This is a genomic window from Glycomyces algeriensis (assembly GCF_027622855.1).
In the GTDB taxonomy this organism is placed as follows: domain Bacteria; phylum Actinomycetota; class Actinomycetes; order Mycobacteriales; family Micromonosporaceae; genus Glycomyces; species Glycomyces algeriensis.
In genome coordinates this window covers 79,532-100,087 of sequence record NZ_JAPZVR010000011.1, presented here as the reverse complement: position 1 = coordinate 100,087, position 20,556 = coordinate 79,532, and the positions used below count along the sequence as shown (strand labels likewise).

At 65.1% G+C, this 20,556-nt stretch carries 25 protein-coding genes and 1 other RNA gene; 19 read left to right on the top strand and 7 right to left on the bottom strand.

What is annotated here, in order from left to right; all coding sequences use genetic code 11:
• Positions 1-90 precede the first annotated feature (90 nt).
• Complete coding sequence (locus O2L52_RS18865) at positions 91-693, bottom strand: superoxide dismutase (RefSeq protein ID WP_270117422.1); 603 nt, start codon at positions 691-693, stop codon at positions 91-93.
• 174 nt (positions 694-867) lie between these two features.
• Positions 868-1,983 (bottom strand): cysteine desulfurase family protein, encoded by a 1,116-nt coding sequence (locus O2L52_RS18860; protein WP_270117420.1) that lies wholly within the window; start codon positions 1,981-1,983, stop codon positions 868-870.
• Between the two features lie 141 nt (positions 1,984-2,124).
• Between O2L52_RS18860 and ctaC the strand changes: the two genes are divergently transcribed.
• The 3 genes from ctaC (at position 2,125) to O2L52_RS18845 (ending at position 4,147) form a co-directional block, all read left to right on the top strand.
• Positions 2,125-3,054 carry an aa3-type cytochrome oxidase subunit II gene (gene ctaC / locus O2L52_RS18855; protein ID WP_270117419.1) on the top strand — a complete coding sequence of 310 codons (930 nt, stop codon included), beginning with the start codon at positions 2,125-2,127 and terminating at the stop codon, positions 3,052-3,054.
• 10 nt (positions 3,055-3,064) lie between these two features.
• Positions 3,065-3,511: a cytochrome c oxidase subunit 4 gene (locus tag O2L52_RS18850; protein WP_270117418.1), complete on the top strand. Its 447-nt coding sequence runs from the start codon at positions 3,065-3,067 to the stop codon at positions 3,509-3,511.
• A 156-nt stretch (positions 3,512-3,667) separates the two neighbouring features.
• Positions 3,668-4,147, top strand: coding sequence for an NUDIX hydrolase (locus O2L52_RS18845; protein ID WP_344471324.1), 480 nt, complete (start codon positions 3,668-3,670; stop codon positions 4,145-4,147).
• A gap of 46 nt (positions 4,148-4,193) precedes the next feature.
• On the opposite strand, the gene O2L52_RS18840 is transcribed toward O2L52_RS18845, so the two are convergent.
• Together O2L52_RS18840 and O2L52_RS18835 are read right to left on the bottom strand one after the other, a co-directional pair.
• Positions 4,194-4,955 (bottom strand): protein phosphatase 2C domain-containing protein, encoded by a 762-nt coding sequence (locus tag O2L52_RS18840; protein ID WP_270117415.1) that lies wholly within the window; start codon positions 4,953-4,955, stop codon positions 4,194-4,196.
• A gap of 215 nt (positions 4,956-5,170) precedes the next feature.
• Entirely contained in the window at positions 5,171-5,425 is a 255-nt protein-coding gene (locus tag O2L52_RS18835; protein ID WP_270117413.1) for a hypothetical protein, read from the bottom strand.
• Between the two features lie 529 nt (positions 5,426-5,954).
• Between O2L52_RS18835 and O2L52_RS18830 the strand changes: the two genes are divergently transcribed.
• Both O2L52_RS18830 and O2L52_RS18825 read left to right on the top strand, forming a co-directional pair.
• The gene (locus O2L52_RS18830; protein ID WP_270117412.1) at positions 5,955-6,584 is read left to right on the top strand and encodes a hypothetical protein; all 630 of its coding nucleotides are present in this window, start codon (positions 5,955-5,957) and stop codon (positions 6,582-6,584) included.
• Positions 6,581-8,554, top strand: a complete 1,974-nt coding sequence (locus O2L52_RS18825) for a DUF4365 domain-containing protein (RefSeq protein ID WP_270117411.1) — start codon at positions 6,581-6,583, stop codon at positions 8,552-8,554. The genes O2L52_RS18830 and O2L52_RS18825 overlap by 4 nt, the downstream gene beginning before the upstream one ends.
• On the opposite strand, the gene O2L52_RS18820 is transcribed toward O2L52_RS18825, so the two are convergent.
• Both O2L52_RS18820 and O2L52_RS18815 read right to left on the bottom strand, forming a co-directional pair.
• Positions 8,551-9,456 (bottom strand): DMT family transporter, encoded by a 906-nt coding sequence (locus tag O2L52_RS18820; protein ID WP_270117410.1) that lies wholly within the window; start codon positions 9,454-9,456, stop codon positions 8,551-8,553. The genes O2L52_RS18825 and O2L52_RS18820 overlap by 4 nt on opposite strands.
• Positions 9,457-10,194, bottom strand: a complete 738-nt coding sequence (locus O2L52_RS18815; protein WP_373897073.1) for a GntR family transcriptional regulator — start codon at positions 10,192-10,194, stop codon at positions 9,457-9,459.
• A 259-nt stretch (positions 10,195-10,453) separates the two neighbouring features.
• Between O2L52_RS18815 and O2L52_RS18810 the strand changes: the two genes are divergently transcribed.
• The 13 genes from O2L52_RS18810 to O2L52_RS18750 all read left to right on the top strand — a co-directional run bounded on the left by O2L52_RS18810 (position 10,454) and on the right by O2L52_RS18750 (position 19,266).
• Positions 10,454-10,816 carry a hypothetical protein gene (locus tag O2L52_RS18810; RefSeq protein ID WP_270117408.1) on the top strand — a complete coding sequence of 121 codons (363 nt, stop codon included), beginning with the start codon at positions 10,454-10,456 and terminating at the stop codon, positions 10,814-10,816.
• Positions 10,817-11,179: 363 nt separating this feature from the next.
• Entirely contained in the window at positions 11,180-11,440 is a 261-nt protein-coding gene (locus O2L52_RS18805; RefSeq protein ID WP_270117407.1) for a hypothetical protein, read from the top strand.
• A gap of 8 nt (positions 11,441-11,448) precedes the next feature.
• Positions 11,449-11,796, top strand: coding sequence for a hypothetical protein (locus O2L52_RS18800; protein WP_270117406.1), 348 nt, complete (start codon positions 11,449-11,451; stop codon positions 11,794-11,796).
• 32 nt (positions 11,797-11,828) lie between these two features.
• Positions 11,829-12,254 carry a hypothetical protein gene (locus O2L52_RS18795; RefSeq protein ID WP_270117404.1) on the top strand — a complete coding sequence of 142 codons (426 nt, stop codon included), beginning with the start codon at positions 11,829-11,831 and terminating at the stop codon, positions 12,252-12,254.
• A 252-nt stretch (positions 12,255-12,506) separates the two neighbouring features.
• Positions 12,507-12,779, top strand: a complete 273-nt coding sequence (locus tag O2L52_RS18790) for a hypothetical protein (RefSeq protein ID WP_270117403.1) — start codon at positions 12,507-12,509, stop codon at positions 12,777-12,779.
• A 28-nt stretch (positions 12,780-12,807) separates the two neighbouring features.
• On the top strand, positions 12,808-13,020 hold the full coding sequence (locus tag O2L52_RS18785) for a hypothetical protein (RefSeq protein ID WP_270117402.1): 213 nt from the start codon (positions 12,808-12,810) through the stop codon (positions 13,018-13,020).
• A 125-nt stretch (positions 13,021-13,145) separates the two neighbouring features.
• On the top strand, positions 13,146-14,540 hold the full coding sequence (locus O2L52_RS18780; protein WP_270117400.1) for an FtsK/SpoIIIE domain-containing protein: 1,395 nt from the start codon (positions 13,146-13,148) through the stop codon (positions 14,538-14,540).
• A gap of 33 nt (positions 14,541-14,573) precedes the next feature.
• Positions 14,574-15,023 carry an NUDIX hydrolase gene (locus tag O2L52_RS18775; RefSeq protein WP_270117399.1) on the top strand — a complete coding sequence of 150 codons (450 nt, stop codon included), beginning with the start codon at positions 14,574-14,576 and terminating at the stop codon, positions 15,021-15,023.
• Between the two features lie 56 nt (positions 15,024-15,079).
• A complete protein-coding gene (locus tag O2L52_RS18770) occupies positions 15,080-15,997 on the top strand; it encodes a hypothetical protein (RefSeq protein WP_270117398.1) in 918 nt (305 codons plus the stop codon).
• Between the two features lie 91 nt (positions 15,998-16,088).
• Positions 16,089-16,442, top strand: a complete 354-nt coding sequence (locus tag O2L52_RS18765) for a hypothetical protein (protein ID WP_270117397.1) — start codon at positions 16,089-16,091, stop codon at positions 16,440-16,442.
• A 99-nt stretch (positions 16,443-16,541) separates the two neighbouring features.
• Positions 16,542-17,900 (top strand): replication initiator, encoded by a 1,359-nt coding sequence (locus O2L52_RS18760; RefSeq protein ID WP_270117395.1) that lies wholly within the window; start codon positions 16,542-16,544, stop codon positions 17,898-17,900.
• On the top strand, positions 17,900-18,079 hold the full coding sequence (locus O2L52_RS18755; protein WP_270117394.1) for a helix-turn-helix domain-containing protein: 180 nt from the start codon (positions 17,900-17,902) through the stop codon (positions 18,077-18,079). Before O2L52_RS18760 ends, O2L52_RS18755 begins: the two co-directional genes overlap by 1 nt.
• On the top strand, positions 18,079-19,266 hold the full coding sequence (locus O2L52_RS18750) for a site-specific integrase (RefSeq protein WP_270117393.1): 1,188 nt from the start codon (positions 18,079-18,081) through the stop codon (positions 19,264-19,266). The genes O2L52_RS18755 and O2L52_RS18750 overlap by 1 nt, the downstream gene beginning before the upstream one ends.
• A gap of 97 nt (positions 19,267-19,363) precedes the next feature.
• Here the strand turns inward: O2L52_RS18750 and rnpB are convergent.
• Positions 19,364-19,748: RNase P RNA component class A (gene rnpB / locus O2L52_RS18745), an RNA gene on the bottom strand.
• A 31-nt stretch (positions 19,749-19,779) separates the two neighbouring features.
• On the opposite strand from rnpB, the gene O2L52_RS18740 reads away from it, so the two are divergent.
• Positions 19,780-20,538, top strand: a complete 759-nt coding sequence (locus O2L52_RS18740) for a sulfite exporter TauE/SafE family protein (protein WP_270117392.1) — start codon at positions 19,780-19,782, stop codon at positions 20,536-20,538.
• Positions 20,539-20,556: the final 18 nt, after the last annotated feature.

Here is a 20,556-nt window from a genome sequence, read left to right as displayed (position 1 = left end):
ACCCCCCCGCCCCAAACCCGCCCCCCCCCCCCCCGCCCCCCCACCCCCCCGCGCCCCGCCCCGCCCCCCCCCCCCCCCCGGGCCGGTGCCTCAGGCGGCCGTGGCCGCGGCGTACCGCGCCGCCACGTCCTGCCAGTTCACGACCTCCCACATCGCCTTCACGAAGTCGGGGCGGACGTTCTTGTACTGCAGGTAGTACGCGTGCTCCCACGCGTCGAACGCCAGCAGCGGCACCGAGGACTGCGCGACGTTTCCGTGGTGGTCGTAGACCTGCTCCACGATGAGCCGCTTCGCGACCGGCTCATACGAGAGCACGCCCCAGCCCGAGCCCTGCACGAGCGTCGTCGCGGCCGAGAGCTGCCCGTGGAAGCCTTCGAAGGACCCGAAGTACTCGTCGATGGCCTCCGCGAGGTCGCCCTCGGGCCGGCCGCCGCCCTCAGGGCTCATGTTCGCCCAGTACAGGGAGTGCAGCACGTGCCCGGTGACGTTGAACGCGAGCGTCTTCTCCAGGCCCACGATCCCCGAGAAGTCGCCCTTGTCGCGCGCCTCGTCGATGCGCTCGAGCATGTCGTTCGCGCCCTTGACGTACGCGGCGTGGTGCTTGTCGTGGTGCAGTTCGAGGATGTGCCCGTTGATGTGCGGCTCGAGCGAACCGTAGTCGTAGGGCAGGTCGGGCAGCGTGTAGACGGTCATCGTCGCCTCTTTCACTCTCGGCAGTACGAATGTTGTCGCCACAGTTTCACAGTTGCAAGTCATGTGCAATAGGACGCGGCCAGGGTCGCCCCGTGATCCCCATCGTCTTAAGACCAAGGTCCGAGAGCCCCTCAGAACCGAAGGCGCGCAAGCCCTACCGCGCCGCCCACGGGCCTACCGCGACAGCCGCCGGATGCCCTCCACGATGCCCGGCAGCACCTCCAGGAACCGGTCCACCTCGTCCTCGGTGGTCTCCCGGTGCAGCGACACCCGAACGTTCCCGTGGCTCAGCACCCCCATCGCCTGCAGCACATGCGACGGCCGCAGCCGCGTCGAAGCGCACGCCGAACCCGACGACACCGCGAACCCCGCCCGGTTCAGCTCCGTCAGCAGCACCTCGCCGTCCACCCCCAGGCACGAGAACGTGACGATGTTCGGCAGGCGGTCCACCGGATCGCCCGGCAGCTCCACCTCGGGCACCGTCTCGGCGATGTGCTCCCTGATCCGCTCGGTCATCGCCCGCACCCGCTTCGACAGCTCACCGCGCTCCGCGGTCACCGCCCGCAGCGACGCCGCCGCGGCCACCGCCGCCGGCACGTCGACCTCGCCGATCGCCTCCCGGATCGAGGAGTCCTCCCCGGGGAACGGATTGCGCCAGCGCGTCCCCTTGCGCACCACCAGGATCCCGGCCCCGGCCAGCCCGCCCCACTTCCGGGCGCTGGCCGCCAGCACCGACCAGCCCTCGGGCACCGGCTCCCACGGCAGGCTCGCAGCCGCGTCGCACACCAGCGGCACGCCCTCGCTGTTCGCGGCCACGGCCGCGATCGGCTGACGCGTCCCGACCTCGTGGTTCGCGCTCTGCACGACCAACACCGAGGCGTCCTCGACCCCTGCGAGCGGATCGGCGTCGACGCGGCCGAGCCGGTCCACCGGCACCGCGACGGCGGTCCCGCCCGAACGCTCGTGCCATTGGGCGGCGTGCAGGACCGAGGAGTGCTCCACGGCGCTGTGCACCAGCGGCCCCGGCTCGCTCCGGGCGGCGATGACGCCGAGTACGCCCGCGTGCACGGCCTGTGTCCCGCTCGATGTGAAAGTGACCTCATCAGGGCTCACGCCCAGGGAGGCGGCGGCCGACTGGCGCGCGGCGTCCAGCAGCATCCGCGACCTCCGGCCCAATGTGTACAGTCTGCCGGGGCCGGCCCAGCCCTCCGACAAAGCCGCAGCATAAGCGTCGCGGGCCGCCGGATGGGGCGGCTGCGCGGTCGCGCCGTCGAAGTAGGTGTCGGTCACCTGTCAAATGTAGAAGACATCTCGGCGCGAACCCAACCCCTTGCACTTCCGGGCCCGGGCCAAGCAGTAGGCTCTTGCCGTCAAGATCTGCGCCTTGCCGCCCGCCCGGCGGCGGACGCGGAGCCGAGCGCTGAGAAAGGCATGAGACAGGTGGTCGGAAAACCGTCCCGAGAACGTCGCGGCCGAGCCCGCCGCGCGATAGGTCTCACCGGGATCGCCGCGCTGCTCCCGATCGTGCTCGCGGGGTGCAGCCTTGACGACGCGTTCTACCTGGGCTGGCCGCGCACGCGCCCCACGACCCAGTCCGAGCAGATGTTCGATCTGTGGATCGGCTCCACCGTCGCGGCCCTCGCGGTCGGCGTCATCGTGTGGGGCCTGACCTTCTGGTGCATCGCCGCCTACAAGAAGAAGGACACCGACACCGAGCTGCCGCGCCAGACCAAGTACAACCTGCCGGCGGAGCTCACGTTCACGGCGCTGCCGTTCGTGCTCATCGGCATCCTGTTCTACTACACGGTCATCGTGCAGGACAACGTCACCGAGATGAGCGACGAGCCCACGAACTGCACGAACGTCACCGCGTTCAAGTGGAACTGGCAGTTCACGTACTCCGACGAGAACTGCGAGCCGCTCCTCGGCGCCGACGGCCAGCCCGTCACCGAGACCGGCGACTCGGACTACATCCCGATCATCGTGGTCCCGAACCAGGAGGACGTGCGCTTCGTCGGCAACGCCGAGGACGTCATCCACTCCTTCTGGGTCCCCGACCTGCTCTTCAAGCGCGACCTCATCCCGGGCTCGGACGCGCAGACCACCCAGTGGGAGGTCGACTTCAAGTCGGAGGGCGTCTTCGTCGGCCGCTGCGCCGAGCTCTGCGGCGCCTACCACGCGTTCATGAACTTCGAGATGCGCGTCGTCTCGCCGGAGGACTACGAGACCTTCGTGAACGCCCGCGTGGAGGGCATGTCGACGCCGGAAGCCCTTGAACTCATCGGCTTCACCGGCGACGACCGGTACGCGACGACGACCCACCCGTTCGACACCGACCAGGCCACTGGCGAAGCGAGCTAGGGGAGCAGCTGTGAAGACCGAGAACCGCCTTTTCCTCATCGTGATGATCTCGATGTTCATCTTCGCGGCCATCTACGGGTACGTGACCTGGTACAACGAGAACCCCGCGTACGGCGTGCCGGGCGAGATCGAGTGGGTCGGGTTCCTGGGCCTGATCTTCTCCGGCCTCCTCACCGGCATGGTGTGGCTGGTGTTCTGGGTGATCTCCCGCCGCATCGACCCGCGCCCGGAGGACCGCCCCGACGGCGAGATCTCCGACGTCTCGGGCGAGGTCGGCTTCTTCAGCCCCGGCTCGTACTGGCCGCTGGGCCTGGCCCTGACCGCGGTCCTCGCCGGCATCGGCGTCGTGTTCTGGCTCCCGTGGCTCATCTTCGCGGGCGCCGTCGCGATCCTGCTCGCCGTCGGCGGCCTGACCTTCGAGTACTACTCGGGCACGCGCAAGCTCGGCCCGCAGTAACCCAAGCAAGGAAGAGGCCCGGAGCTCTGGCTCCGGGCCTCTTCGCTTTCCGCCCTTGGCAACCCCTCAGTTCGCCCGACGCCGTCGTGCAGGGCGCTCCGGTCCCCTGGGTAGGGTGTGGCGGTGACTCCCTCTGTGCAGCGCCGGAAGGCGCCGATGCTGCGGCGCCTTGTCGGAGTGGTGTTCTACAACCTGCCGCACCCGATGCGGCGCCGGATCGTGCGGATCGCCACGCCCACCTACACGCTCGGCTCCGTCGTCCTCGTCATGGACGCCGACCGCGAGCGCCTGCTCATGCTCCGCCAGCCTCCCGGGAAGCGCTGGACCCTCCCCGCGGGCCTGCTCAACCGCCGCGAGCAGCCCGTCGAAGGGGCCCGCCGCGAACTCGCCGAGGAGACCGGCATCGAAGCCGACCTCGCCGAGCTCGTCCCGGCGAACCCGTGCGCGGTCGTCCACACCTCCGGCCGCTGGGTCGACAACGTCTTCCACCTCGAACGCGACCCCGAGACCACGCAGATCCTCGTCGACGGCCACGAGGTCTGGGACGCCGGCTGGCACCCGGTCGACGACCTCCCCGAGATGACCCGCGCGACCGCGAAGCTCCTGGCCCACTACAAGCTCGGGCCGCTCGCTTAGTCCTGCGGATCGGACCGGTCTCCGGCCCATTCGCCCGCTCGCTGCCCTAGCCCCAGCGCAGCCGCACGGCCGTCGCGTCGTCGTGCCGCTTCGACTGCGGCAGGAACCGCGTGTCGTCCGTCTCCAGCTCTCGCACCAGGTCGATGAGGCCCTCCACACCGGACTCGAACAGCGACGGCCACTCGCGCCCGTAACGCTCGACCAGCCGGGTCAGCCCGTCAGTGCAAAGCAGCACCTCGCCGACCCGCTCCCGCGGCCACGAACCCGTGAACGCCCGGTCCGCCGCCCCCGGGTCGGCCGAGGCCACCCAGAAGCCGCCCTCGCGGTTGCGCACACTCGCCACGTACTCGACCGGCCAACGCCAGACCCCGGCCACGTCGACAGCCGCAGGCGTCCCCGCCAGACCGGCGAGCCGCCCGTCCGACTCGACCGCGACCCCGCCGTCCCGGTCCCGCATCGCAATGGCGCAGTCCCCAAGGACCAGCCACTCGACCCGATCCCCCACCCGCCGCACGATCGCCACCGTCGCACCCGGCGACACCGGGTTCGCCAGGTCGCAGCCGCCGGCGTGCAGCGAGTTCACGGCATCGATCGCCTGCGCGAGCGCAGTCCTGAGATCGGCCTCGCCGATCCGCGCCGCGATCGCCGTCCCGAGCAGCCGCACGTACCACGGCACGTCGTGCACGCAGCCGTCGTCGGGGTACCGCGTGATGCCGTCCAGCACCAGCGCCCACCCGTCGCCGACCAGATGAAAATCCTCATTCGCCGCCGCCCCACCGGGACGCGACGCCGCCATGACCTCGATCAAAGGGGTCCTCACTCAAAGCCTGAAGGGAACGAGCCGACCGATACGCCGGGTAGCGTGCGCCGTTTCACGCCACCACTGCTCAGATGGCGTGATAGCCCGTCTACCAGCACTTTAGCCGGGGTGCTCCGGGTGAAACTTGGTGGATAACGGTGGCCCTAAGACGGCCCAGAGACGGCCCCACGGCCCCGAGACGGCCCAGAAACGGCCCGTCCCGGCTACTCGTCAACAGTCCAGGAGAACTGAGCGCGGAAGTCCTCGAAGCAAGCCGGGCACACCCAGGTGTACTCGTCGTCGGCGGTCACGAACGCGGTGCTGAACTCGGCTCCGGAATCGACGGCTCCGATCTTGGCCTGACAGAACGCACAGAGATCGTGATCCCATTCCGGTCGCGGGGCACGCCATGCCCGAAGAACGAACGCGCGGCCGGCGAGCCAAGGTTCCTGACCCATCAACCGCCAATCGCTCGTCATGCGCTCTCCCGGTCCTTTACCGATCCGTCCCTGACCTGGCCCACTGGGAGCCTTGAGCCTTGCCGCAGCCGACGCTTGCGGCGGCAAGTAGCCCTCGCCGATCCTACGGCGGTGCCGCCGACCGCCACGGGCCGCTTCCGAGGCGGTGGCTGACTACGTTCGTGTCGACCTCTCCCGAGACGGTGAACGGGTCTACACCGCCATGAGCGCTCGCTGGAGAGCCGACAGCGGCCCGGGCCCGCTACGGTCTCCTCGTCGCTGCCCTGGCGCCCCTGCGCCCACCCGGTCCGGCGTCCTGCTCCATGTCGGCTGTTCTTCGTCTAGTCCGTCTCGCTGGCGCCGCCGCCGCCCGCGGAACGGCCGGAGGCCGCACGCCCCGGGCGAGCGGCGAGCGCCAGGCGCGCGAAGCGCGCCCTTGATGACGTATAGAAAGTTTGAACCGGTGCATTGAGGAAGCTATGACAACCGGAGGGTCGCTTAAACGAATCGACTGTGTCAAAATGAAGATAACGGCTTAGGAGGTCCAGCTATGGAAGAAGAATGGATCGAGACCACTGAAGTTCGAATTGCGGTATGTGAGACGGATTGGCTAGGCTGTGTACCTTTGCGCATGTGGGGACAAGACCTGGCTCTCCCCACGGATGAGATCCAGAAGCTGCGTCCTCAACTTGAGGAACTCACGTACGACGGTAATGCGAAAGTGGCTCACAGAATCGACATAAGGGGAGGCCGCACTAGTTGGGGAGCGGACAGCGGTGAGCACCTCTCAATTGTTTTGTATATAACGAGCTCCGTAGGATCCGCGGTCATCGGCGCGGCGGTAAATGAGCTGTATAGCAAACTCCGAGACTGGCAGCGGCAATGCCGAACGAGGTCGGAGTACTGGAGTCCGGAATTTACGGCGGAAGAAGCAGTAGCTAGAGCAAAATGGATCATACAATCGCGATTCGGGAATGCTTTGGAAATTCAAGGACTCGATGATGGATCCTTTGAATCTCTTAGGCTAGTTTCCGAGAGGAGAGAGGCTGATGAAAACAAGTGGACAATTCGCCTAGTTGACAGCAGAGGAATTGAGTACCTGATCTCATTTGGGTTCGAGGGCGATATTCCGATCTGTACTACTATTGAGCGCACGCTTGGCGTAGAAGGTGGCAAATGAATAAAATGCCTCGTCGTCCGAGAGAGCACGTTCTGGAGACCGAATCCGAACTTGCCTTTCGAAAGCTGATTCCTGCAACTTGGGTAGTTCGAGAGGTGCTGAGCGATTACGGTGTCGACAAAGAGGTTGAAATATTTGAAGATGGCCAGGCGACGGGGATTACATTTAAGGTTCAGCTTAAAGGAACTGATGCAGACTTCGGCGACAAAAGCCCATTTGTACGGGTGAAGTCCTCGACACTTTCATACTGGCTGAAACTGGACTCGCCCGTTTTGATAGTACTTTATTGTGCAAAGAATGATCGAGTCCATGCTCGGTGGGCTCATTCTTATGACCCTCATCCGAGGAAGTTTCCTAAGGTCTCGTCGACCTTCAAATTCTCGCCGAAAGACCGTCTCTCTTCAAAGTCGCATATCCGGATTGAATCAGAGCTCGCATACGTGCGAGCATTTCGCGCTCGCAGTATAAATGGTCGTGTACCGGTGCGACTCGTATCGCGTTCGATTACGGGTGTTGATACTGAACGACTGAATTTCCATCTGATCTCGATAATTCGAAATTGTGACGGCGTTCTTTCGACGGACTCGAATGAAGATGGGACTTCTATTGAAGTGGAAGTACTCAAGAATGAGATTGCGGTAACCTTCCCAGCGGACATCGCCAGTATGACAATTCATGACATCCGCAATCAGTACTCTGGTGAGGAAGCACCTAGGATTCTGGCCGCAGATATTTTGCTCGTCATTAGCGCCATCTTCGCCAGACTCGGCTTGGCTTCGCAAACAATTGAAGTGCTTCGGTACGTACCTACCTCGAGTCCTTTGTTGAAGGAGTCCGAGCTGGGGTGTAAATTGGCTGAAGCTCTCATCTTTGCGGATCGCCTGCCAGATGCTCTGCCCTTGATTGAGGTGACATCCGAGTCCCCGGTGGATGAGATACGAGATTATGCGACCCGGCTTCTCGGCCTTATTGCCATGCATCGCAGTGTTGTGGATCTAAATATGGATCAGCATGCAAGAATTCTATTCTTGCTGGAGCGTTTGGCAGTAATTGAGGAACAGCTTGGAAACCTTCGAAAAGCTGGTCGTACCTGGTACATTATTGCCCAGAAACATCGAGCTGCTCGGGACTATGAAAGAGCGCGAGACTCTTTCACTCGAGCGCTGGAAACCGATAGAACCTATGAATTGCGTGGCTATATCTTCCGCGAGCGAGGTGCGGCTTTTTATGAGCTGGATGAATTGAGTTCAGCGGAAGCTGATTATCGCCGAGCTATAGATGTAGGCGGAGTTCCAGAAGCGCAATTCTTGCTCGCTCTAGTGCTAATTGAGATGGGAAAATACGAAGAAGCATCGAATCTGTCTCACATGCTTTCTTCAGATCTGCCTGAATATTATGCAATCGGAGCTAAGGTCTTTCCTTTGGTGGCTGAGACGTTGTATCTGACGGTGCAGATTTCTACCCAGATGCGGAAGCCCGTTCCTGACGAACTATTGAATCGAATCGAAGTATCCGATGTCAGCTCCGCAGAGATCATCGATGCAATGCAATCATGGGATGCGTTCGATCCACGGCTTTGGGTGAAGCTCTCGAACGTGGAAGATGACCTCAATTTGAGCTTCAAGTATCTGCTGGTGGCGGCTTGGATCTGCCAATCGAACGCCCAGCTTTGGATATACGCTATTTGCGCCGCATTTGTGAATGAAGAGGGCGATATTACCCCTCTTGATGTTTGGAAGAAAGCGCGGCTGTTCTGTCCAAATATAGTTTCTGTAGCGGAACAGCTTATGCCTGGAATGCCTGAAACTCTTCGACAAGAAGTTCAGACGCTCGTATTCAGTCGAAGCCTGGATCCACTTCCACACCCGCCACGTGTGGTTCGTATCATCGGGGATGAAGATGAATACTTGGAGCTTGATGCGGAAATTGCGTATGAGATTCTGCGTCCCGGAGGTATGTCGACCGGTTAAACAGGCTTTCGATGTGTCAGTTGCTGGCTGGGTTCCGGCTTTCTGAGATGCGCTGCCAGGAGAACGAGCGCTGTACCAGCAATGGTCTGGGATTCAAGAACCTCTCTGAGCACTGCGATACCGAGGGCGACCGCTACGACTGGGAGCAGATAAACAACGATCGAGGCTGCTGTAGGGCCGTCGTCGGTGATGATTCTGTAGTTGAGGATGTAGGCGATGCCTGTGCCGAGGGTGCCGAGGATGAGGACCGCGAGGATGGGGATGGGTTCCCAACTTGGTTGAGTCCATCCGAAGAGGGGGATCATCGCGAGGGTGAGGGCGGTGGCGCTGATGAGTTGGCCTGTCGCCATGCGCAGGACGCCGAGGTCCTTCTTGACCAGGAACTTGCCGATGTACACGTAGCTGACGCCGTAGGAGGCTGCGGCACCGAGGCACGCGAGACCTCCCCAGCTTGCTATCTCCGAGGTGTGGTTCCAGGGGGAGAAGATCAGTAGAACGCCTGCGAAGCCGATGATGAGGCTCCAGGCGTTTCGTCGTGCCGAGGTCCCGTTGCGATAGGCGAGGACAGTGATCAGAACGGTCCAGAGCGGGGTGCTCGCGTTGATGACGCCGGCCGTTGTTGAGGAGACGGTCTGTTCGCCGATGCCGAAGAGCAGGTATGGCAGGGCGTTGCCGAAGAACGCGGCGACGGTGAGGTGTCCCCAGGTCTTGCGGTCTCGAGGCAGGCTCAGGCCGCTGAGTCGGAGGATCACGAGGAGGACCGCGGCCCCGAGTGCCATCCGGAAGAGGGTGATCTGGATGGGGGTGAAGCCCTCGAGGCCGATCTTGATCCAGAGGAAGCCGGAGCCCCAGAGGAGTGCGAGGGCTGCGACGCGGGCGGTCCCTGCGAGGCGTGGGCTCATTCAGTCCTCGATGCGGATTCGGTAGTCCAGGCCGTTCAAGTCGGCGCGCATGGTGAACGTCGTGACCTCGAAGGGCTTCTCGTCCTGATCGATGCCGGTGTGAATGACGTCAATGACGGGAACGCCGGCAGGGATCGCGAGACCCTTGGTTTCCTCTGGGGTCGGCATCCGAGAGCCGATCTCCTCGCGAATCCACGTGATGCGGTGACCTCGGTCCTCGAAGCGGCCGTAAAGGCTGCCCTTGCCCATGTTGGGGGAGTCGGCGAGCACCGTTCCCTCGGCGATCGCCCAGGGGATGTAGGTGATGCCGACCTGCACGGGTTCGTCGTCGGCGAAGTACCAGTTCTCGCGGCGGACCACGGTGTCGTCGTCGGCGGGGAGGTCGAGGCGCTCGGCGATCTCCTCGGGTGCCGGCACGCGCTCGATTGACGTGCAGTTGACCCGCGCGGTCTTGCCCTGCTTCTCGACTTCGGCGCGAAAGGGCGACAGGCCCGTCTCGTTCCGGAGGCGGTTGGAGTACCGCTCGGCACCCAGGCGCAGCAGCCGGCGCCGCTCGCGGACCTTCGGGCGTGCCCGGTTCCGACTCTCGATCAGGCCCTCGGACTCCAGAATCTTGACGGCCTCGGCTGCGGTGTTGCGGGCAACGCCGTACTTCTCGGCCAGTTCTCGCTGAGACGGCAGGGGGCTGCCCGGCGGGAGCTCTCCGTTCAGGATGTCGGCCCGGAGCTTGTTCGCCATGACGCGGCGCGGGGGCAGGTCCTGCTCCACGGCTTCGGTCGTCGTTTCTGCTGCTTGTGGCACTTCTTCGTTCATCTCTTTCACCTCGCTAGCCAGCATATCTCAACTGGCTTGAGCCAGATGCTTGCGCCGCCGAGATCGTGTGTGATATAACTGGCTTAAGCCAAAGTGGCCTAGGCCAGATTTGACCCGCTGGGATCACCGATCCCGGTTTTGCTCCAGGGGTGGTCCCGCGGAGCTACGGAAAGAGGTCACTCACATGCAGAACATTCCTTGCAACCTTGAGGGCTACAAGCTCATGGTCACCGAGCTGCCCGAGATCAAGTCCTTCACCGATGACTCCGGCGTCTCCCGGGTCGCGACCGTCTATGGCACCGATGACCCGATCTGGGTGGTCTCGCTGTTCGCTAAGCCCCGCGAAGCCGGCCCGCACGGGAAGCGCGCGAAGGGTGAGGAGATCAAGGTCGAGTTCACCCGCGAGCCGGAGCAGGAGTTCGAGGAGGGCACCTACGTGCAGCTCGATCGCGCCACGGTCTCGCTGACCGACTTCACCTCCGGCAAGGGCGACCGCTTCGTCGGGCTCAAGTTCCGCGCACAGGGCCTCGTGCCCGCCAACGGCTGATCTCGGTAGCTGGCGCTGCCTGGTGGCCTTCCCCGGGTTTTGACGGGGCGGCCGGTTTGAGTCCGGCAAGGGCACGGGGCCGGTGAGGTGCGTTCGGTGCTGACGGGATGTCGCACGGTTCCCTTCGCTGGCGAGTTGTTTCTGAATTCAACAGTGTGTTTGAGCTTGCCTTTTTCCGGGCTGACTCGCCGTCCGCAATAGACACATCGTGTCGCGGTCGCCGGGTTCATTCCTCCACGGGCACAAGGAAGGAGCTGCGACTCCGTGGAGGTTTGTGCACGTCGAACGTCGATGTGCGGGTCACCGGATAAGGAGAAAGCATTGCGGGATTTCAATCCGTTTGAAGGTGAAGCACGGGCTCGCGTGAACCGCCAGCTGTCCGAGCTGGGCTTGGTCGAACCGCGCTACTACTTCGGCCAGTTCGAGCTGAAGGGCACGCTCGACTCGTTCCGGGACCTGCGGGAGTTCGCCGACCAGTACGGCGGGGAGATCGAGGTCGACCACGAGGCCGGTTCCTTCTACAGCCGGGACTCGAAGGTCTTCACGATCATCGAGATCCAGGGCATCAAGGTCTACCTCTGCGCCTTCGCCTCCGAAGAAGATCTCGAGGCCCACGGGCTGTGAAGGCGAACGTGCTCGCCGCCGAGGTCGCCAAGGTCGCGGCCTCGCGAGAACCGCACGCCGTGAACGCACTGTTCCGTCAGGCCCTCACCGAGGTGCTGCCTGACGGGACGGTCCAACCGCGGTGGATCGCCGATCGCGAGCTGATCGGCGTCTTCGAGGGCTACGGGTCGGTGCGCGACTTCGCCGACTGGTGCGATGCCACCGGCGCCGACCCCGGTTTCGAGTTCGGCCCGCCCCCTGAGGTCGTCCTGTACGCCCGGCACCTGCTTGCCGGCCATGTCGTCCACGTCGAATGCGTCGCCGATCAACACGATGTCGAGCCGTGGTTCCGGCTCAATCCCTCCGGGCTGCTGTGAGCAGCCCTTCAACCCTGAAAGGAGCTGAGGTTATGCGAGAGACGTTGCACGCCAAGGAACAGCGCGAAGTGAAGGCATGGGCTGACGCTGAATCGCGGATGTCGAGCCTCATCAAGCAGGAACGCAACCGGCCCGGCCGGAGCGAGGCGGACCAGTTCGCCACGCACCAGCTGAACGACTTCTTCGCCCGCGAGTGCCCCGGCCTGCCGCTCCCTTCGGAATGGCGGTGGGCCTACGGATGCCCTAGGGGCTACCTGCTGGCGATGGTCCGCTATTCGGTCTGCGAGTGGGCCGAGATCTGCGGTGACGGCACGGTCGAAGCCGAACCCGCCGGTACCGGGGAAGTGAAGATCCAAGCCGACTGCCTGAAGTTCGGGCAGCGGTTCACGGTCTGGGGCTACGTCGACGCCTACGAGGCCGACTGCATCCCGAAGCTGGTCCAGGGCTGGTCAATGTGAACGGCCCCAACGGAAACGAGAGGAGGTGAGTGTGGGTGGAGCTGTTTGTTGTGGTGCTGGTTCTGGCGCTGCTGGGTTCGGTCCTGCTGAACGTCTGGTTTCTTCGCCGGGCGTGGGCGCGGTTCATCTTCCGCGCCTAGACGCTGATCGGTGGCGTCATTCCTCCATCAACCCGGGGTCCGGGCTGGTGGGGGTTTGTGGTCACCGCCTGGTGATCTGCTTCGGCACCAACACATCTGGAGGTCAACGCCGATGGAGAAGATCGACTGGTTCGGGACGAACGCCCGATCCGCCAAGAAGTACGCGGCCTTGATGGGCAACCTCGACGGCGTCCGGTTCGCGTTCGAGGACGTCGACAAGGCCATCACCGATTACGTCCCCGAGGGCTCCTCGGGTGCGTGGCAGGCGGTGGAGAAGGAGGTCTTGAAGAAGGCCCTCCAGGACGCCTTCGGCGACCTCGCCTCACTGCGGGTCGCGATCGTCCGCCACGAATCGAAGCTCAAGACCTGGGAGTGGAGCCTCTAAGGCTCCGAGAAATCAAGGGAGACAACGCATGCTGACCACTGCCAAGGTCGATGAGATCAACGCGACGCTGAACGTCGCCATGTCGAACCTGCGCGACGCGATGAAGAAGGTCCCCGACAAGGGGCTGGGCCTCAATGCTGCGCACACCCGCTTCGCGGGCTCGGTCGCGGTCCTCGCGGTCCTGCTCGATGAAGCGGCCCGCTTCACCCCTGACGGGGAAGACCTGTTCGACCTGCTCTAGACCCGCTTCGGCCGGTCTGATCCTCCCTCGGCACTACGGGGTCCGAGGGGGCGGTCACATCCGCCGAATTGCACGAATCCTATTGCTACTCAACAAATCACGCCACTAGGCGGGAGGTACTTGTCATGTCCGAAAACCACTCGAAGTCCAAACGCAAGACTGGTCTGGAATGGAAGGCCGCCGCCTGGGTCGGTCGCCACCCGCTCATCACCACGACCGTGCCGGCACTGGGCTACGCCGCCGCGACCGCTCCTGAGGTCACCGCTTGGGCCGCTGGTTCGACACTCGCCGCTGCCGTCGCCTGGGGCCGGGCGCACCCCGACTCCTTCGACCAGCTCGTGCTGCCGCATCTGCGGAATCTGCGCCGCCGCTGGCTGTCGGCCACCTACACCGGCCCTGCCTGGCGACGGAACATGCGCGAAGCCAACCTGGTCCGCGAGCATCCCTCGACCGGCGAACTCCTGGTTCCTCGGATTCTGCGGCTGCGCTCGTACTCCTCGGCTGTGGAGACGGTGTGGATCAAGATCCTCAAGGGCCAGACGGTCAAGCACTGGATGGACGCCGCCGAGGTCTTGGCCGCGTGCTTCAACGCCGAGCGGGTCACCGTTGAGAAGCTCGCCCCGCGGAAGATCGCGCTCATCGTCCAGCGGCGGGAGCCGTTCACGTACACGATCCCGGCTCCGGAGATCCCGGCGACGGTCGAGGAGGTCGACCTGGCTCGCGTGCACTTTGGCTTCGACGAGTTCGGCCGGGAGTGGACCGAGGACATGTCCGACAAGCACATGCTGGTCTCGGGCGCGACTGGTTCGGGGAAGAACTCGGTGCTGTGGGCGCCGCTGTTCACGCTCGCGCCGATGATCGCCGAGGGCTCGGTCCGGCTGTGGCTGTGCGACCCCAAGCAGGTCGAGCTGAACGCCGCCGCTCCGATCGCCCACCGCTACGCCTCCGGCGAAGAGGCTTCCGCTGAGGTCGTCTCGGAGTTCCTGGAAGACCAGCAGGCCACCCAGGCGAAGCTCCACGAGCAGGGACTTCGGAAGTTCACGCCCAGCGTGGAAACGCCGCTCAACATCTTGATCGTGGATGAGCTGGGCGCGGTCCTGGCTTACGGCTCGGACCGCACGCGCATGATGCGCAACCGCCAGGGCATGGCCCTCGTCGGCTCCCAAGGCCGCGCGACCGGCCACCTGATGTGGGGCGCCGTCCAGGAACCCACGAAAGACACCGTGCCGGTCCGCGACCTGTTCACGCTCCGGATCTGCCTGCGGGTCACCGCAGCTGTCCACCCCGAGATGGTCCTGGGCGACGGCGCCCGGATGCGTGGCGCTCTCGCTGACGAGATCCCGAACATCCCGGCCACGGCCGGCATCGGCTTCAAGGTCGCCGAGCGCACCCGCACGCCGTTGCGAGTCCGGGCCGCCTACGCCACCGACGCCGATCTTGAAGGCCTCGTCAAGCACGTCCTCGCCGAACGCGACGGCCACGAAGAGCAGGGCGGATCGCACCTGCGCCTCGTCGCCTGACCATCCACTATCCACCATTGCGAAGGAGAACCCATGTCCACCAACAAAACTGATGACCGCGAGTCCTACCGGTTCGCTGCCGATGTCGTCGTCTTCTATGACGGCAACGTGCTCCTGGTCGAACGTGGCAAGGCCCCGTTCAAGGGATGCAAGGTCTTCCCCGGCGGCCATGTCGAGCCCCACGAGACGGCCAAGGACGCCGCTGTCCGCGAGCTGCGCGAAGAGACCGGCCTCGACCTCCACCCGGATGCGCTCCGCGCGGTCAACCTCTACGACGATCTCGACCGCGATCCCCGGGCCCGCGTGATCACGGCCGTCTACGCCGCTCACCTCACCAACCTGCCCGGAAACCTCACAGCCGGAGACGATGCCGCCGCTGCCGGGTGGTTTGACATCGAAGCGGCCCTGCGCGACCGGCTCGGCTTCGACCACAACACGATCCTGGCCGACGCCTACAACCTGCTCCTGGACGACCGCCTCTAACCCCGCGACTCACCGAATCGTCGAACCGACATGACTCCTGAAAGGAGGAGACGAAGATGGTTGCAAGACAAGGGAAAGCATCCGAGGAGGCCGAGGAGGAGGCGAAGAAGGTCGCGAAGCTCCGGAAGAAGGTCGGGGAGGCTCGCCAGGTCCATCGGATCGCTGACGACCCGTACTTGAAGGTCGTGGAGCTGGACCGGTTCCGGGCCTCGATCACGGGGTCACTGTGGTTCTTTCTGGCGGTCGGGCTCGGCTACACCACGGTCGGCGTTCACGACTTCATCGCCGAGGGCCTGCACATCACTGACCCGATGTGGTGGGGCGCGTGGGCCGTCGAACCTGCTCTCGCCGGAATGCTCATCACCGTACTGCGGTGGGAAGCGGCCATGCTCATGCGCGGCATCGCCATCGAGTCAAACTGGGTCACCTTCACCAAGTGGGCCCTGCTCGGATCCACACTCGCGATGAACGTGCTCTCTTCCCTCGACGGAACGACGGTCGAGAAGGTCTTGCATGTGGCCTTCCCGGGCCTGGTGTTCTGCCTCGCCGAGGTCATGCCCGTCGTCCAAGACCGCTTCGCGATCGCACGGGCAAAGGTCCTCGCCCAGATCGCCGCGCTCAACGCCGAAGCCGAGCAGCGGGCCGCACGCGAGGTCCCGGTCAAGCCGACCCCGGCTCCGGTCTCCTCACCGGTCACGGTCGCGGACTTCGAAGCCGACTTCGGCCGGTCCCCGGCGCCAGTCTCACCGAGCCTGCCGCCCGTCGCCGCCTCGACCTCGCCGACCCCGCCGGCCACGATGCGGCCCCCGAAGCTCCCGGCGCCGATGCTCCAACAGCTCGAAACCCGGGCCGCTGAACTCGCCGACGCCGGCCGCACCATCACCGCCGCCGACGTGCAAGCCGTCATCAACCTGCCCGCCGCCATGGCCGAGCAGGCCGCCAAGTACTACGCCGCCGCCAACACCCCGGCGTAGACCGCGCTACCAGGCGGGAGCATCGCTGATCCGCTCCCTACCGGTCCCAATTCGATTCCACAACAACGCGACTCAGCGAAAGGATTCTACTATGTACTACCCGATGATCTACACCGGTCTCACCGACCTGCGCGACGCGATCCGTGATGACTTCGAGGCCGAGGGCTACGCCTTCCTCCGGCCCGAGTCCTCCGAGGCGGAAGCGGCCATCGACTCCGGCGAGTACGCCGCCATCACCTACCGCGGCGGCGACACCGCCATCATCGAGGACTTCCCATCGGTCAACCCGCGAATCATTAACCTCCCCGTCGCTTCTGACGGGTCCCTCGACGGCGCACTCGCCGCCAGAGTCATCCGTGCCCACCTCGAAGGCTGGGGCCACCAAGGCATCGCCGAGATCGAGGAAGAAATCGACCAGTTCCGCCGCCAGGCCGGCACCGCTTAGGCCGCCAACCGAACCCGTCACGAACACGCGAAAGCCCGGACCAGCTGAACCCTGGTCCGGGCTTTGTGCGCTCCGCTAGCAGAAAGCAGGTATCTCACCATGCACCATATCGATCCCGACGCAGGACTCCGCGCCCTCGTCACCCGACCGGGTTTCCGCATCTGGAAGACCAAAGTCAAGTCCGTCCACGGCTGCGCCGCCCCGATCAAGCTGCGCGGCTCCTCGACCATCACGCACAAAGCAACCGGCGCGGTCCTGAAGGACACCGTGGGCTCGGTGTGGGTGCCGTGCGGAACTCGCCGCGAAGCGCTCTGCCCTGCATGCGCCCAGTGGTACGCCGAGGACGCCTTCCACCTCATCCGCGCCGGGCTCGACGGGGACGCCTCGAAGGGCATCACGCCTGAGGTCGCCGACCGGCCCCGCTACTTCGCCACGCTCACGCCGCCTTCGTTCGGGCCGGTCCACTCCCGCGTCGTCGGTGCCGGTGGTCGTCTCACCCGGCCGTGCTCCTGCGGCGAGTGGCACAAGGAGGCCGACACGCGTCTCGGGCAGGCCATCGACCTAGCGGCGTACGACTATGAAGCCGCGGTCCTGTGGCAGGCGCACGCGGGGAAGCTGTGGCACCGGTTCACCATCGCCCTGCGCCGCCAGCTCGCGCACGCTGCCGGCCTGAAGGTCGCCGAGTTCAAAGACGCCGCCCGGCTCTCCTACGCCAAGGTCGCCGAGTACCAGCGGCGCGGCCTGGTCCACTTCCACGCCGTCATCCGGCTCGACGGCCCCGAAGGTGCGGCGACTCGTGCTCCGGTGTGGGCCACGAAGGAACGACTCGCCGACGCCATCCGCACCGCCGCCGAGAACACGGTCATCACCGTCGCCCGCCGGACCGGGGAAGCACTCGAGCTCCGCTTCGGTTCCCAGCTCGATCTGCGCGACATCACCGCCGCCGCGGCTGGCTCCGGGGAGGTGGGGGAGGAGGCCGACATCAAGTCCTCGCGGCTGGCCTCCTACATCGCCAAGTACGCCACCAAGTCCACCGGCGCCCACGACGGGCCGGACCGCAAGATCCGCAGCGCAGAGGACATCGACCTTCTCACGGTCTCGGCGCACCACAAGGCCATGATGCGCACCGCCTGGGAGCTCGGCGGCCTCGAAGCCTATGCCGATCTCAACCTGCGCCGCTGGGCGCACATGCTCGGCTTCCGCGGCCACTTCCTCACCAAGTCCCGCGCCTGGTCGACCACGCTCGGTGAGCTGCGGAACATCCGCGCTCGCTTCCGCCTCGCCGAAACCCTCGCTGCGCTCGAGGTCGCCGAGGACGACGTGCTGATCGTCAACGACTGGGAAGCGGTCGGCTTCGGCCACGACACCGACGCCGAACGCGAGTACGCCCAAGCCATCGCCGAAGCGCTACTCGAACGAAAACTCAACCGCGACAACAGCAACCGGGAGGTGCGGTGATGGAACCGCTCTGGACAATCGAGCAGGTCTCGGAGTTCCTGAACATCCCGGTTGAGACGCTGCGCTACTGGCGGAAGAAGAAGACCGGCCCGAAGGCCGCTCGGATGGGCCGGTGCCTCCGGTATCACCCGCAGCACGTTCTCGCATGGTTCAAAGAGTGCGGCGGGGAGGTGGCCTGATGGCGGGTCATGTCGAGGATCGCTGGTGGAAGGTCGTCTACGAGGACGGAAAGCGGAAGCGGATCAAGTCCGACCGCCACGGCATCGGGATGCGCTACCGGGTCCGCTACTTCAACGCCGAGGGCCTGGAGCGTTCCAAGTCGTTCGAGGACGGCAAGAAGGAGGACGCGAAGGACTTCCTCACCGATGTCCAGAAGGACCTGAAAGCCGGGACCTTCATCGACCCGGACGCCGGCAAGACCGACACGGGCGCCTTCACGAAGGAATGGCTCAAGGGCCTCGGCGGTGACTCGGCGACGAAAGAGCAGGTCAACCGGCAACTGGGGAAGCACTTCATTCCCTACTTCACCGGGCGCCCGCTCGAGGCGTGCCTGACCAGCACGATTCGCACCTGGCTCGCTGGGCTGGCGCTCGAGGAATCCACCAAGGCGGTGCTCTTCGTCTACGTCAATTCAATGTTCGACGCGGCGGTCGATGACAAGCTGATCCGCTCGAATCCGTGCCAGGCGAAGAGCCTGAAGAAGCCGCGGGCGGCGAACCGGCTCGTGGTCCCGTGGAACCGGGCGCAGCTGGATTCGGTGCAGTCGAAGCTCGCCCCGCGCTATCAGGCCATGGTGCCGGTCGGCGCGGGCTGCGGCTTCCGCATCGGCGAGATCTTCGGCCTCGACGTTGACGACATCGACTTCGGCGCGGAGGAGATCCACCTCCGGCGCCAGGTGAAGCTGCTCAGCTCGAAGCGGCTCTTTGCCCCGCCGAAGCGGGATTCGACGCGGGTCGTGCCGCTGCCGCGGTTCGTTGCTGAAGCACTCCGGGCGCACATGGAGCGGTTCCCGCCGCAGCCGGTGACGCTTCCCTGGGGAGAGCTCGACGGGGAGGAGGTGACGTTCAACCTCGTCTTTACGAATGTCCGGAAGGCTGCCATTCACCGCAGCTCGTTCATGTACGAGCCGGGCGCTTGGCGCAAGGGGATCGGGACGACGGCGTTCGGGCCTGAGCAGAACACCGGGACGCACGCGCTTCGGCACTACTACGCGAGCACGATCCTGGAAAACGGCGGCAATATCCGGGCCCTCGCGGAATTCCTCGGTCACAAAGATCCCGGCTTCACGCTCCGCGTGTACGGGCATCTGATGCCGAACAGTCGGGGCCGGGCCCGTCAGATCCTCGATGACGCTTGGGGCGGCTGACGGCCCCGCCACGGCCCAGAGGGCAAGCTCTGATCTAAAAGGGAGGGTGTTCACCTGTGTATCCGCAGGTGAACACCCTTCTTGCTTTCGATGCTGGGGAACGAGCCGACCGATACGCCGGGTTCTGTCGTTGAGCGGTCATCCATCTAGGCGCGCCGTTGCCGGCGTGCTCGAGCGGTCTACCCGTGAAGGCGCCCTTGCGGGCTCGGGCGGGCCGCCCTCGGGCCTTCACGCAGAGCCTCGCGGCTCCTTTTGACCTTGCTCCGGGTGGGGTTTACCGAGCCGCCGCCGTCACCGGCGGCGCTGGTGGTCTCTTACACCACCGTTTCACCCTTACCGGCCGAAGCCGGCGGTCTCTTTTCTGTGGCACTGTCCCGCGGGTCGCCCCGGGTTGCCGTTAGCAACCACCCTGCCCTGAGGAGCCCGGACGTTCCTCGCCGGATGTGGTCTCCCGCATCCGCCGCGACCGCCTGGCCGACTCGTTCCAGCGGCCAAGCGTACGCTGCCGGAGCCATGAATCTGCTCCAGGTCTCCGCACTGCTGCTCGCCGGCCTCGTCGGCGGCGGCCTCAACGCCGTGGCCGGGGGCGGCTCGCTTATCACGTACCCGACCCTCATGGCCGTGGGGGTACCGCCGCTCCAGGCGAACGCCACCAACGGCATCGCCGTCGCGCCCGCCTACGCGGCCGCCGCATTCGGATCCCGCGAGAACCTCCGCGGCCAGCGGCGCCGGGCCCTGCTGCTCATCCCCACCGCGCTCGCCGCGTCGGTCTGCGGCGCGCTGCTGCTGCTCAACACGCCGCACTCGGTCTTCGAGGCGATCGTGCCGTTCCTGGTCCTGGCGGCGACCGTGCTCATGGCGGTCGGCCCGTGGGTCAACCGGACGGTGACCAAGCTCAACGGCGGCCGCGCCCTCCACCCGGTGGTCCTCCACATCGGCGTGTTCGCGGGCTGCCTCTACGGCTCCTACTTCAACGCCGCGCTGGGGCTGATCCTCATCGCGGTGATCGCGATGAGCGTCTCCGAGAAGCTCGTCCGGGTGGGCGCGCTGAAGAACTTCTGCACGATGCTCGTCGGCGTCGTCACCAGCGTCATGTACGGCGTCTGGGCCGATGTGGCCTGGTGGGCGATCGGCGTGCTCGTGCCCGCCACGTTCATCGGCGGGTACATCGGCGCGCGCGTGTTCCAGAAGATCCCGGAGCGGCCGTTGCGGATCGCGATCGTCGTCTACGGCCTCGTGCTGTCGGCCGTCCTGCTGGTCCGTTCCCTCTGATCCAGACCACTTCCCGGA